Here is a 13,538-nt window from a genome sequence, read left to right on the forward strand (position 1 = left end):
CTCCATTATTTTTATTTGTAAGTGTACTGGAGGGCTCCATGGCTGTAGCTGCCAATAAACGTTCTGTGATGACTCTTTTCTCAAGTGCATCAGATTTGTATAGCCATCAGGTTCGCATCGTACTAGCTGAAAAAGGCGTAAGTGTAGAAGTTGAGCTTGTTGATGAAGCAAACCTTCCTGCTGAACTTGTAGAGCTAAACCCATACAAATCAGTGCCAACTCTTGTTGACCGTGAGCTAGCTCTTTACGATTCAAAAATCATCATGGAGTACTTGGACGAGCGTTTCCCTCATCCACCTCTAATGCCTGTATACCCAGTTGCACGTGGTAACAGCCGTTTGATGATGTACCGTATTGAACGTAACTGGTACTCACTCGCTGAAAAAGTTGTTAAGGGTAATGCTGAAGAATCAGAAAAAGCACGTACTAAACTACGTAACGATCTTCTGACTCTAGCGCCAATCTTCGCTGAATACGAATACTTCATGAGTGAAGAATTCAGCCTAATTGACTGTTACCTAGCTCCACTACTGTGGCGTTTGCCTCAACTAGGTATTGATCTTGTTGGCCCTGGCTCAAAAGAGATCAAAGTTTACATGAACCGTGTATTTGAACGTGATTCATTCCTTGCTTCTCTAACTGAAGCAGAGCGTGAAATGCGCCTAGTTCGCTAAGCGATTTAGATAACACGTTATGGATATTGCAAAAATGACTGCTCGCCGTCCGTATATGCTTCGCGCATTTTACGAATGGTTAGTAGACAACGACTTAACTCCTCACTTGGTTGTTGACGCAACATTACCGGGTGTACGTGTGCCAGTTGAGTTTATTCAAGATGGTCAAATTATTCTGAATATTGCTCCTCGTGCAGTCGGACAGCTTGAGTTGGGTAATGATGCGATTACTTTCCATGCTCGTTTTAGCGGTCGTCCGCATTCGGTTATTGTGCCGATGTATGCGGTTCAAGCGATTTACGCTCGCGAGAATGGCGCAGGTACCATGTTTGAACCTGAGGAAGCGTACACTCATATTGAGGAAGAGGGGATTGTTGAAGAAGAGCAATCACCATCATTTACAACAGTGAGTGGCGGTTCAGACACTGATGAGTCAGAGTCTGAGGAGGAAGAAGCGCCTCGTCCAAAAGGTCGACCAAGCTTAAGAGTTATCAAATAAAAAAAGCAGCACTCGTGCTGCTTTTTTATTGCGATTTATTTACCTTTCAAGACAGTGCTTACCTACTCAAGCGCTTCTTTTTCAGCTGCATTCACTTCTGTCGCTTCACCATATTGAAAGCCTTTGATTACTTGTTTTACACCTGAGATATTACGTGCAATCTCTGTCGCTCGTTCACTCTGTTTTGGTGTCACGTAACCGAATAAGAAGACATCGCTATCTTCAGTGATGACTTTGACTTTTACGCCATTAAGCTCGCTATCGGTGAGAAGTGCGGATTTCACTTTCGTTGTAATCCAACTGTCGTTGCTGATTTGAGTCACGCTTAGCGGCTCTTTTTGCTTAATTTGGTTGTGAATATTTTTCACGCCCTCAATATCACGAGCTCTGCGTTCAAATTCATTGATCAGCTCGTCGGTAGGCGCCTGCCCCATCAGCACGACCGTTCCGTTATACGAGCTTGCGACAATACGAGTTTTGCCTTTGAAAGGTGCTTTGTTACCAATGGCGGCAATTTCGAATTCGATATTGTTATCTTGCCAAATTTCTTTGGTTGTACGTGTATCAGTGACGATATTGGCAGTGGTTGCAGCCCCTGCGATAAACAAACCAGCACAGCCGCTCATGCTAAGCGCAGCGCATAAAATGACAAGACTACGTATCATAATTCTAAACTCTCAATATTGATTATTCTTCGTGAGCGGGGAAAAGTACTTGGTCGATAAGATCGCACAGGCAGTGAAGGGTCACCATATGAACTTCATGAATTCGTGCGGTACGATGCGATGGGATACGAATCTCAACATCGTGTTCACCTAGTAATCCTGCCATCTCACCACCGTCTTTACCCGTCAAGGCAATAATGGTCATATCGCGTGTTACTGCGGCTTCCATTGCTTTAAGAACGTTTTTGCTGTTACCACTGGTTGAGATCGCTAATAAGATATCGCCAGGTTGGCCAAATGCGCGTACTTGTTTAGAAAAAATCTCTTGATAGTGATAGTCATTTGCTACAGCGGTCAGTGTTGTGTTGTCAGCCGTTAATGCCATTGCTGGTAGGCTTGGGCGCTCTGTTTCGAATCGATTTAAAAGACAAGATACAAACTGTTGCGAGTTCGATGCACTACCACCGTTACCACAGCATAGAATTTTGTTGCCATTAAGTAGGCTTGAGACCATCGCTTGGGCAGCATGAGTAATGGCATCTGGAAGTGCTTCCGCTGCCGCAATTTGAATTTGAATACTTTCAGTAAAGCTGTCTTTAATGCTGTCTAGCATTGGTTATCCTTCAGAGATTGCATTTTGTATCCAGTTAATGTCTCGCCCCTCATTGTGAATGGCAATCACATCAAACCGATAATCTAAATTTTGAGCGTTGTATTGCTTTTGTCGAAGCCAAATATGCGCTGTTTTTACCAGCTTACGCATTTTAGCGTAAGTGACCATTTCAGCCGCTGACCCATAATGGTCGTTTTTACGGTATTTGACCTCCACAAAAACAATAGTTTCACCTTGTTGGAAGATTAAATCAATCTCGCCGACTTTTGTCAGGTAATTTTGTTGGAGAAAACGTAAGCCCTGGCGTTGCAAGTATTGCTTAGCCAGGGCTTCATATTGGTTTCCGATATGGCGTTTACTAAAGAGCACCGCGCTCCGCCCAACTGAGTTCGCGTTGAACGACACAGTTGTTATCAATACTCAGTACCCCAGTTTGCCCGCTGGTTGAGTAGCCAGGAACGGCTTTCATCTGTGGCAATTCACCAATCAGTTTATACGCATCCATACCAAGTGCTTCTAAGCGTTTTTCCATATTCGATTGCTCAGACCATAGTTCATTCATTTCAGATGCAATGGTTGGGTCGGCATTGATCAGCAACGGAATGTCACTGTACGTTACGCCTGAAAGATCTTCATACGTTGTACCACCAGTATTACTGCGGGAGTTCGAAAACAGTTTAGGCGGCTTAGCGTCAGGGTTAATGGCGACCTCAATAAATGGCTTAATAAGCGTAAGCTCAGAACTTCTTGCTACGATATATACCGCATCAACATCTCTTCGGCTACGAGGTTGGGTTTCTAACGGGATGCGCATCAAGGATTGCATTTGAGCAATACGCTGTTGGCTTTCTTGTAAACCAAAGACGTCGTTGATGTTCTTTTGTAATTGGCGCTTATCGCCAAAGTAACTGGTTGCAACCTTGTTTGAGCTGTATTTATCCCATTCTTCATCAAATGCTTTTACAACACGCTGCCCATAACTGCCAGTTGGAGCCAAAATGAGTGGATAACGGTAGCCTTGACTGAATAGGTATTTCGCCGCCTGTGCCACTTCCTGTTCTGGTGATAGCGCTAGATAGCACATGTTTGTGCCAGGTTGGACATCCTCTGGAATGTTGAGAGCAAGCGCAGGTATTGCAACGCCTGTTTCAGAACCATCGAGCGTGGATTGCAATAACTCGACGTTTTCTTTTTGTAGTGGGCCCACTACAAAATCGATGTTTTCATTGATCAGGCGTTGTTTGATTTCATCAGCGCTGTACGCATGTGTATCAATGACGGTTAATGTCGCGCTTGGATCTCGAGTTGCATCATTCATCATGGCAAAGATAAAACCATCACGAATGAGCTGAGCTTGCGGTGCAAACTTACCAGAAAGTGGCAATAACAGTGCGGTTGCGTTCGGTTTTACAATGTCTAGTGACAGAATGCTTTGAATTTCACTTGGCGTATAGATGGCTGCTGGATGCGATGGATTTTCGCTAAGCCAACGCTCTAACGTTGTTTTTAACTGAGGAATGTTATTCGCCAGAGTTTTGGAGTAAATCGCTAATTGCAACCAACCGTCTAGTACTTCTTCACTTGGATCGGTTTGCAGAGCGGTAAGTTCGTATTCTGAATAGCGGGCAAAATTCATCCAAATGCGGCTAGAGATTTCACGTTGCTCGGCAGATGACGCATATTGGCTTTCTGAAACCAACTGACGGTTGGCTTCAAAAGGCTGGTTTAAGCTCTGGTAGGCCTCCGCGCGCAGGGAGTAGTAATCTTTCCATTGCTCACTTGGTAGTTTCCACCAAGGTTGGAAATTGAGCAGTTTCAGCAATTGTGAGTAATTGCCTTGTTTTTGCTGTATGGTCGCGCGGGCCAGTTGCCACTCGGCTTGCTGAACTTCGGTCAATTGTTGACGAGCAAGACGTTTGATGAGCAGTTCAGCTTGATCCCATTCATTGGCTTGGATCGCTGCTTTTGTTGCCATGATCAACCAGTCGTTTTGTAAGCTACCTTCGGTGCTGTCCGCTTGAATCATGTAGCTCTGAGCTGATTGTGTAGGCTCAAGAGTAATGTCTACGCTATTTGGTTGGCGCGGTCCTGAAGAACAGGCTGCGAGTGTAATTGCCAGTGCAACTGGAGTAAGTAAGCGTGGTACACTGAGTCTCTTATGGTTCATCATTGCCGTGAGTTCTCTATAATTTTGTACAAAATTGTCTCTATATTAATCGTTGAAGTGATGGTAAACAAATGACAGATAAAAATAAGTTGCCGAATGAGGGGCCAACTCTCTACATCGTACCGACTCCAATCGGAAATTTAGCGGATATCACTCAACGTGCTATCGAAGTTCTGTCTACAGTGGACATGATTGCTGCTGAGGATACTCGACATACAGGCAAATTACTGTCTCACTTCAATATTCAAACCAAAACTTTTGCACTGCACGATCATAATGAACAGCAAAAAGCGCAAGTTCTGGTTGAGAAGTTATTATCAGGTCAGTCTATCGCACTCGTCTCTGATGCTGGTACACCGCTAATCAGCGATCCAGGATACCATTTGGTGACAAAATGTCGTCAAGCGGGCGTTAGAGTTGTGCCGCTTCCTGGTGCGTGTGCGGTCATTACAGCGCTAAGTGCTTCTGGCCTCCCGTCGGATCGATTTAGCTTTGAAGGTTTTCTACCACCGAAAAGCAAAGGCCGTAAAGATAAGTTCTTAGAAATTGCGTCTGTTGAACGTACTTGTATCTTTTACGAATCGCCACATCGAATTTTAGACTCTCTACAAGATATGTTAGACGTTCTTGGCTCAGAACGAGAAGTCGTATTAGCACGTGAGCTCACTAAAACCTTTGAAACTATTCAAGGAATGCCTCTTGGTGAGCTTATTGAATGGGTGAAAAGTGACGACAACCAACAGCGTGGAGAAATGGTACTCTTGATTCATGGCCATCGTGAGTCTAGTGACGAGAGCCTACCTGATGAAGCAACGCGCACGCTTGGTATTTTGACCAAAGAGTTACCTCTTAAGAAAGCGGCAGCACTGGCGGCAGAGATTTACAACGTAAAGAAAAATGCATTGTACAAGTGGGGTTTAGAGAATCTAGGCTGATTTAAGCGATAGATTTACCACCATAATGTCATGGGCCGATGTGAATGCATCGGCCCTTTTTTATTTGAAACAAACTTTGTCTTCGAAATATCGTCATCAAGCAAAGCAAAGCAAAGCAAAGTAAAGAGAAGAGAGGAGAAGATAAATAAACGCTTTGCTGTTCCCCTGCACCTAATGTAACGCCAAAGTATCGTCTAAAAAAACATCATTTGATTCGCGCATTTCATCATATCTGTGATCTGACTAGACTCTGAGAGGATAACTCTATACAATCCGCCCTCGGAGCTGACTGGGTAGTCGCTGCTTTGTTGATGTCCTTCGGGAGACTGACGTTGAGGTCCCTTTGGGAGACTGACGTTGACGTCCTTCGGGAGACTGACAAAGGGGAGGAAAGTCCGGGCTTCATAGAGCAAGGTGCCAGGTAACGCCTGGGGGGCGCAAGCCTACGACAAGTGCAGCAGAGAGAAGACCGCCGATGGCTCTCTTTTTCGTTAGAGAAAGGGAGAACAGGTAAGGGTGAAAGGGTGCGGTAAGAGCGCACCGGACGACTAGTAATAGTTCGTAGCAGGGTAAACTCCACCTGAAGCAAGACCAAATAGGCCTCCACATTGCGTTGCTCGCGTAAGGAGGCGGGTAGGTTGCTCGAGCCAGTGAGTGATTGCTGGCCTAGACGAATGGCTACCGCCGCGCAAGCGGAACAGAACCCGGCTTATGTGTCGGCTCCACCTATTCGAGACCCATCATTACTTTATGTAATGATGGGTTTTTTGCATTTTATTGACGTAAACTATGTCATTGCCAATAAACTTGGCACTAAATCACGTCTAACTTTAGACTTCTAGTGGCGATGATGTGGGAAATCAGTACACTAAAGAATCGCTTCAAGATCATTCAACGAGAAAGCTATGACCGAAACCTTCCAACATATCTCCGTGTTATTAAATGAATCTATCGATGGCTTGGCTATCAAACCTGACGGTATTTATATCGACGGAACATTTGGCCGCGGCGGTCACAGCCGGACGATCTTGTCAAAATTAGGCGAAAATGGTCGCCTATACAGCATCGACCGTGACCCACAAGCGATTGCTGAAGCAAACAAAATTAACGACCCTCGTTTTACTATTATTCATGGCCCGTTCTCAGGCATGGCGCAATACGCACATGATTATGATCTAGTGGGTAAAGTTGACGGCGTACTGCTTGATCTTGGTGTATCGTCTCCTCAACTTGATGATGCGGAACGTGGCTTTAGTTTTATGAAAGATGGCCCGTTAGATATGCGTATGGATCCAACGTCAGGTATTCCAGTGTCTCAATGGCTGATGGAAGCTGATCTTGACGACATTACTTGGGTTATTCGCGAATTTGGTGAAGATAAACACGCACGTCGTATCGCTAAAGCCATTGTTGCGTACCGAGAAAATGAAGAAAACGAGCCAATGGTTCGTACTGGTCAGTTAGCAAGACTGATCTCGGAAGCGGCACCAAAGAGTTTCAAAGAGAAAAAGCACCCTGCGACTCGTGCTTTCCAAGCATTTCGTATTTACATCAATAGTGAATTAGAAGAAATTGATACAGCATTAAAAGGTGCAGCGAGTATCCTCGCTCCAGAAGGACGCTTATCCGTAATTAGTTTCCATTCACTAGAAGATCGCATGGTGAAGCGTTTTATTCGCAAAGAAAGCAAAGGTCCGGAAGTGCCGCATGGTATCCCTATGACGGAAGCACAAATTCAGGCTTTAGGCAGCGCGAATATGAAGCCAGTTGGCAAAGCAATTAAGCCAACGAAACAAGAAATTGAACTCAATCCGCGTTCTCGCAGCTCTGTGTTAAGAATTGCCGAAAAGCTTTAATTGCTATGACGAAACCCACTCCTAATCTTGCTAAATTGATTGCAATAGACTTGCTTACTGTTGGTCGTTGGTCTTTGGCGTTGATGCTATTGATATTTGCATCTGCGATGGGAGTGGTTTTTGCTACCCATCATGCGCGTCAAGCTATCACTGAAAAAGATCTAACATTGGTTGAACGAGAACGTCTGGATAGTGAATGGCGCAATCTGATGTTGGAAGAAACTGCGCTTGCAGAACATAGCCGTGTTCAAGACTTAGCCAAAAAGGATCTTGAAATGAAGCGTCCAGATGGCGATAAAGAAGTGGTTATCACGCTAAAATGATTGGAAAAAGAGCCAAATCTAAACAAGGAAAACCGCGCACTAAGTTAGCGACAAAAGAGAAAGTTGCCGCAGCGAAGTCGCAAACTCCCCCTCCAGAAACTGATCCTGTTGAGCCTGAGTCATTTTTGATTCGCTGGCGTTTTCAATTGCTGCTATTTTTTGTCTTTTGCGCTTTCGCTCTTTTGGTAGGTCGTGTTGCATATATTCAAATTATTGAACCAGATAACTTGATAAAGCAGGGCGATCTGCGTTCTGTTCGCGTTAAAGCTATTCCATCCGCTCGTGGCATTATTTCCGATCGTAATGGTGAGCCTCTTGCGGTTAGTGTACCGGTAGAGGCGGTATGGGCCGATCCAAAAACGATTTTTAAAGAGGAAGCGCTAGCTCGAACCCAAAGTTGGTATGCGCTTGCCGATGTTCTTGGTTTGAATCGACAAGAGTTGATCGACAAAATCAAGCGTAACGAAAATCGTCGCTTTATCTACCTTCAGCGTCAAGTTAGCCCAGCGATGGCGAACTATATCCGTGAGCTCAAATTGCCGGGTGTCGGTCTAAAGTCTGAATCTCGTCGTTATTACCCTGCGGGTGAAGTTAGTGCTCACCTGGTCGGTGTGACAGGGATCGATGGTCATGGTCTTGAGGGGGTCGAGCGCAGTTACGATAAATGGTTAACTGGAGAAGCGGGTAAGAAGACCATCCGTAAAGATCGATATGGTCGAGTTGTAGAAAACATTGCCTTGGAAGAAAAACAAGAAGGTAAGCCGCTACAACTGACCATTGATCAACGTTTACAAGCCATCGCTTATCGCGCAATCAAGCAAGCTGTTGCTGACCATCGAGCGACATCAGGGTCAGCGGTAATGCTCGACGTTAAAACCGGAGCCGTATTGGCAATGGTGAATGCGCCATCATATAACCCAAATAATCGCAGCGACTGGCAAAGTTACAAGATGCGCAACCGAATCATAACGGATTCGATGGAACCAGGTTCCACCATTAAGCCATTTGTTATCTTAGCGGCTTTAGAAAATGGGGTGGCGGATAAAGATACTGTGGTGGACACCGGCAATGGTATTTTGCAGTTAGGCGGTAGTCGAGTTCGAGATGTGTCGAAAGTGGGTAAGGCGAGTCTCACTCAGATCTTGAAAAAATCGAGTAACATCGGTGTGACTAAGTTAGCGATGCAAATGCCTGTCGAAGCGCTTTTAGGGTTGTATAACTCTGTTGGCCTCGGAGAGCTTTCTGGGCTTAACTTGATTGGGGAAGTGACGGGTATTTTCCCAACTCGCACACGTTGGTCTCCTATTGAGCGAGCAACGATCTCATTTGGTTATGGTCTGTCGATTACACCCATTCAATTGGTTCATGCTTATGCGACGTTAGGTAACTTAGGTAAATATGAGCCTGTCCATATGATCGAGAGCAACGATATGGACATGTCTCGTCAGGTGGTGAGCAAAGAACATGCACGTCAAGTATTGGATATGCTGGAAACGGTAACACAAAAAGGCGGTTCTGCACGTAAAGCGGCGGTGCCGGGTTATCGTGTCGGCGCTAAAACCGGTACCTCGCGTAAAGCGACAGCGGGTGGATATAGCGATGAATACATTACGTATACCGCCGGTCTTGCGCCTGTCAGCGATCCTCGAATTGCACTTGTCGTTATCGTCAATGAACCACAAGGTGATGACTACTACGGTGGTTCGGTTGCATCTCCCGTCTTTTCTGAAATCATGAAAGGCGCGCTGCAAATTTTGAACATTGCTCCTGACGAAAATAAATTCCAACAATAAGCCGTTTACTGATGTGTACTGCTTATTAGACACAAAATTAAGAAAAGCTGAGCGAACGCTCGGAGAACAAATATGACCAAAGCCATTAGTATGGATACGCTGCTTTCAACGTGGGTTGATTGTCCAAGCTTGTCATCCATTCGTGTCTCTGAATTGGAACTCGATAGCCGAAGAGTTCAATCAGGCACAACGTTTGTTGCTCTTATCGGCCATGTCGTCGATGGGCGTAAGTTTATCCCTGCCGCTATTCAACAGGGCGCGAACGCGGTTATCGCGCAAGCGTGTGGAGAGCATTCACATGGCGCCATTGACATCATTGAAGATGTGCCAGTGGTTTACATTGAGGCGCTCGATAAGTGTTTATCTGCAATGGCTAGTAAGCTTTATTCTTATCCAGAGATGGCGCTGATTGGTGTTACTGGAACTAATGGCAAAACCACCATTACTCAGTTAATTGCCCAGTGGATGGATTTGGTTGGCTCAAGCGCTGCGGTAATGGGCACGACAGGTAATGGCTTTCTCGCTAACTTGAAAGAGGCGGCAAATACGACAGGTAACGCTGTTGAAATTCAAAAAACACTCGCGTCACTTGCTGAGCAGAATGCGAAATACACAGCACTTGAAGTTTCCTCTCATGGCTTGATTCAAGGTCGTGTAAAAGCCTTGTCTTTTGCGGCGGGGGTCTTTACCAATTTGAGTCGCGATCATCTAGATTACCACGGCACCATGGAAGAGTACGCCAACGCGAAACGGATGTTGTTTACTGCGCATCAATGTGAGCAGGCGATCATTAACGTCGATGATGCGGTTGGTGCAGCTTGGGCGAAACAACTTCCTAATGCGCTAGCGGTGTCACTCAAGCCAAATTCAGAATTTGAGCAGGCCGTCTTTGCTAATCATATTGCTTACGCTGAATCAGGTATTTCGATTGAGTTTGATGGCAAGTTCGGTGACGGTACGTTGTGCGCACCACTTATCGGGGAATTCAATGCGGCTAACCTAATGTTGGCATTGACCACTTTGCTTAGTTTGGGTTTTGATAAACAAACGTTATTGGCAACGGCCGCTAAACTGCAGCCGGTACTTGGCCGTATGGAGTTGTTCCAAACGGTAGGGAAAGCAAAAGTGGTTGTGGATTACGCACACACGCCGGATGCCTTAGAAAAAGCCTTACAGGCTCTGCGAGTGCATTGCCAAGGTGAGCTTTGGGCTATTTTGGGCTGCGGTGGTGATCGTGATGCAGGCAAACGTCCAATGATGGCAAACATCGCCGAACGTCTAGGGGATAAGGTTGTTCTAACGGATGACAATCCTCGCAGCGAAGACCCCGCTCAGATAATGAAAGACATGCTTGCTGGCTTGTCTAACCCTGCACAAGCGATTGTTCAGCATGACCGTTTTAAAGCGTTGTCTTACGCGCTAGAAAATGCCGCATCACAAGATATTATCTTACTCGCTGGCAAAGGCCATGAGGACTATCAAATATTGAATAGCGGAACCATTCATTACTCTGACCGCGAATCCGCGATGCAACTCTTGGGGCTTTCGTCATGATCTCTATTACGCTTTCTGAAATTGCCAACATTACGACTGGTGAGTTAATTGGCAATGATATGTCTATCGAATCGGTCTCAACGGATACGCGCGCCATCGAACAAGGGGCATTGTTTGTCGCCTTGGTTGGCGAACGATTTGATGCACATGACTTTTGCCAACAGGCGATTGAGTCGGGGGCGGGAGCCTTGCTGGTGCAAAAAACGCTAGATGTGAATGTGCCACAAGTGCTTGTCGCAGATACTAAGGTCGCATTGGGTAAGTTAGCCGCTTGGATTCATCAGTCGTGTCAAACGTCAACAGTGGCGATCACAGGAAGTTGTGGCAAAACCACGGTAAAAGAAATGGTTGCGAGTATTTTGCAACGCAAAGGCCGAGTGTTATTTACCGCAGGTAACTTCAATAATGATATTGGTGTCCCACTGACGCTACTGCGTTCGCAACAAGATGACGACTATGCGGTGATCGAACTCGGGGCCAACCATATCGGTGAAATTGCTTACACGACCCAATTGGTTAAACCTGATATTGCAATGGTGAACAATGTCGCGGCAGCGCACCTTGAAGGCTTTGGTTCTATTGATGGCGTTAAACAGGCCAAAGGCGAAATCTATCAAGGACTGCCTGTGGGTGGTAAGGCAATTGTAAACTTAGATAGCAATGGCGGAACGCTATGGGAAAGCGTGTTAGCGGATAAGGAAGTCATCACGTTTTCATCTCACAACACAGAGGCGGATTTTTATGCCTCTAATATTGTGATGAACTCTGCAGGCGAAGCGAGCTTTAACCTACATATCGCAGCAAGTTCACAAGAAATTGAACTGTCTCTGGGTATTATCGGTCAACATAACGTTGCCAATGCTATTGCGGCTTCCATTATTGCACTGCAATTTGGTGCGACGCTTGAAGACGTGCGCTTAGGTCTTAAGCACTTAAACAAAGTCAAAGGCCGCGTTGAGGTCGATGAATTGAACGATAAGATTAAACTCATCGATGATAGCTATAATGCGAGCGTGCCCGCGATGAAAGCGGCAGTTGACTTGCTAGGTGCATTCCAAGGTGAGCGTTGGCTAATTTTGGGTAATATGGCGGAGTTAGGGCAGGAAAGTCTTGCACTTCATCGTCAAGTCGGGGAACATGCTGCCCCACAAAAATTTGAACATGTTCTCACGTATGGTACAGACGCAAAGGTGATCAGTGAGCTTTGCGACGGTATTCATTTTGAGACGCATCCAGAGATGATTGACTACATCAAGCAGCATCTAGACCTATCTGCACCAGAAAACCACACACTACTGGTTAAAGGTGCGAACGGCGCACGTATGTTTGAAGTCGCTGCTGCTCTGAAGGAGTATTATTAATGATTATTTGGCTTGCTGACTTGCTACAGCCATACCTCTCTTTTTTCCGATTGTTTGAATACCTCTCTTTTCGAGCAATCCTAAGTGTATTGACTGCGTTAGGTCTGTCTTTATGGATGGGACCAATCATGATCAAGCGTCTTCAGATGCTACAAATTGGTCAGGTTGTTCGTAACGAAGGTCCGGAATCCCATTTTAGTAAACGTGGCACGCCTACAATGGGCGGTATCATGATCTTAGCAGCAATCACCATTACCATTCTTTTGTGGTCAGATTTATCGAACCCGTATGTATGGGCGGTGCTAACTGTTTTACTTGGTTATGGTGCGGTCGGTTTTGTGGATGACTATCGTAAAGTCGTGCGCAAGAATACCGATGGTCTGATTGCTCGCTGGAAGTACTTCTGGCAATCGCTTATCGCCTTTGTTGTGGCTTTTGCGTTGTATGCATATGGTAAAGACACCGCCGCCACTCAGCTTGTGGTGCCATTCTTTAAAGACATCATGCCGCAACTTGGTTTGATGTACATTATCCTGACTTACTTTGTCATTGTCGGCACCAGTAACGCGGTAAACTTAACTGACGGCCTAGATGGTTTGGCCATCATGCCGACGGTTCTCGTTGCTGCGGGTTTTGCTGTGATTGCTTGGGCAACGGGTAACGTGAATTTCTCAGAATACCTACATATTCCATACTTACCCCATGCTTCTGAGTTGGTTGTCGTATGTACTGCCATTGTTGGTGCAGGTCTAGGTTTCTTGTGGTTTAACACTTACCCAGCACAAGTGTTCATGGGCGATGTCGGCTCACTAGCACTTGGTGGTGCGCTTGGTACGATCGCGGTACTGGTTCGCCAAGAGTTGGTTTTGGTGATCATGGGTGGTGTATTTGTAATGGAAACGCTGTCGGTCATCCTACAGGTTGGTTCTTACAAACTTCGTGGTCAGCGTATTTTCCGTATGGCTCCAATTCACCACCACTATGAACTTAAAGGTTGGCCAGAGCCTCGTGTTATCGTGCGCTTCTGGATTATTTCTATGGTTCTTGTTTTGGTTGGTCTAGCGACATTGAAAGTGCGTTAATCGCACTTTCCAGAAC

Annotated in this window: 13 protein-coding genes and 1 other RNA gene; 10 read left to right on the forward strand and 4 right to left on the reverse strand. The window is 45.7% G+C overall.

Features of this window, described 5'->3' with window-relative positions; genetic code table 11:
- Positions 1-38: 38 nt before the first annotated feature.
- Together sspA and sspB are read left to right on the forward strand one after the other, a co-directional pair.
- The gene (gene sspA, locus VA249_RS02000) at positions 39-674 is read left to right on the forward strand and encodes a stringent starvation protein SspA (RefSeq protein ID WP_005436105.1); all 636 of its coding nucleotides are present in this window, start codon (positions 39-41) and stop codon (positions 672-674) included.
- A 19-nt stretch (positions 675-693) separates the two neighbouring features.
- The gene (gene sspB / locus VA249_RS02005) at positions 694-1,173 is read left to right on the forward strand and encodes a ClpXP protease specificity-enhancing factor (RefSeq protein WP_211915421.1); all 480 of its coding nucleotides are present in this window, start codon (positions 694-696) and stop codon (positions 1,171-1,173) included.
- A gap of 62 nt (positions 1,174-1,235) precedes the next feature.
- On the opposite strand, the gene VA249_RS02010 is transcribed toward sspB, so the two are convergent.
- Genes VA249_RS02010 through VA249_RS02025 form a run of 4 tightly spaced genes read right to left on the reverse strand, consistent with a single transcriptional unit; the run spans position 1,236 to position 4,621 of the window.
- Positions 1,236-1,838, reverse strand: a complete 603-nt coding sequence (locus tag VA249_RS02010; protein ID WP_221068630.1) for a BON domain-containing protein — start codon at positions 1,836-1,838, stop codon at positions 1,236-1,238.
- Between the two features lie 22 nt (positions 1,839-1,860).
- On the reverse strand, positions 1,861-2,451 hold the full coding sequence (locus tag VA249_RS02015) for a phosphoheptose isomerase (protein ID WP_128811682.1): 591 nt from the start codon (positions 2,449-2,451) through the stop codon (positions 1,861-1,863).
- Positions 2,452-2,454: 3 nt separating this feature from the next.
- Entirely contained in the window at positions 2,455-2,820 is a 366-nt protein-coding gene (locus tag VA249_RS02020; protein ID WP_221068631.1) for a YraN family protein, read from the reverse strand.
- Positions 2,810-4,621, reverse strand: coding sequence for a penicillin-binding protein activator (locus tag VA249_RS02025; RefSeq protein WP_221068632.1), 1,812 nt, complete (start codon positions 4,619-4,621; stop codon positions 2,810-2,812). Before VA249_RS02025 ends, VA249_RS02020 begins: the two co-directional genes overlap by 11 nt.
- A gap of 68 nt (positions 4,622-4,689) precedes the next feature.
- On the opposite strand from VA249_RS02025, the gene rsmI reads away from it, so the two are divergent.
- The 8 genes from rsmI (at position 4,690) to mraY (ending at position 13,522) form a co-directional block, all read left to right on the forward strand.
- The gene (rsmI, locus tag VA249_RS02030; protein ID WP_211915418.1) at positions 4,690-5,553 is read left to right on the forward strand and encodes a 16S rRNA (cytidine(1402)-2'-O)-methyltransferase; all 864 of its coding nucleotides are present in this window, start codon (positions 4,690-4,692) and stop codon (positions 5,551-5,553) included.
- A gap of 281 nt (positions 5,554-5,834) precedes the next feature.
- Positions 5,835-6,281, forward strand: an RNA gene (rnpB, locus tag VA249_RS02035) — RNase P RNA component class A.
- 177 nt (positions 6,282-6,458) lie between these two features.
- Positions 6,459-7,409 (forward strand): 16S rRNA (cytosine(1402)-N(4))-methyltransferase RsmH, encoded by a 951-nt coding sequence (gene rsmH / locus VA249_RS02040; RefSeq protein WP_221068633.1) that lies wholly within the window; start codon positions 6,459-6,461, stop codon positions 7,407-7,409.
- 5 nt (positions 7,410-7,414) lie between these two features.
- Entirely contained in the window at positions 7,415-7,732 is a 318-nt protein-coding gene (gene ftsL / locus VA249_RS02045) for a cell division protein FtsL (protein WP_128811677.1), read from the forward strand.
- A complete protein-coding gene (locus VA249_RS02050; RefSeq protein WP_221068634.1) occupies positions 7,729-9,525 on the forward strand; it encodes a penicillin-binding transpeptidase domain-containing protein in 1,797 nt (598 codons plus the stop codon). The genes ftsL and VA249_RS02050 overlap by 4 nt, the downstream gene beginning before the upstream one ends.
- A gap of 72 nt (positions 9,526-9,597) precedes the next feature.
- A complete protein-coding gene (murE, locus tag VA249_RS02055) occupies positions 9,598-11,079 on the forward strand; it encodes a UDP-N-acetylmuramoyl-L-alanyl-D-glutamate--2,6-diaminopimelate ligase (protein WP_221068635.1) in 1,482 nt (493 codons plus the stop codon).
- Complete coding sequence (locus VA249_RS02060) at positions 11,076-12,440, forward strand: UDP-N-acetylmuramoyl-tripeptide--D-alanyl-D-alanine ligase (RefSeq protein ID WP_221068636.1); 1,365 nt, start codon at positions 11,076-11,078, stop codon at positions 12,438-12,440. The genes murE and VA249_RS02060 overlap by 4 nt, the downstream gene beginning before the upstream one ends.
- Positions 12,440-13,522 (forward strand): phospho-N-acetylmuramoyl-pentapeptide-transferase, encoded by a 1,083-nt coding sequence (gene mraY / locus VA249_RS02065; protein WP_128811673.1) that lies wholly within the window; start codon positions 12,440-12,442, stop codon positions 13,520-13,522. Before VA249_RS02060 ends, mraY begins: the two co-directional genes overlap by 1 nt.
- The last annotated feature ends 16 nt before the right edge of the window (positions 13,523-13,538 follow it).

The organism is Vibrio alfacsensis (genome assembly GCF_019670485.1).
GTDB lineage: Bacteria > Pseudomonadota > Gammaproteobacteria > Enterobacterales > Vibrionaceae > Vibrio > Vibrio alfacsensis.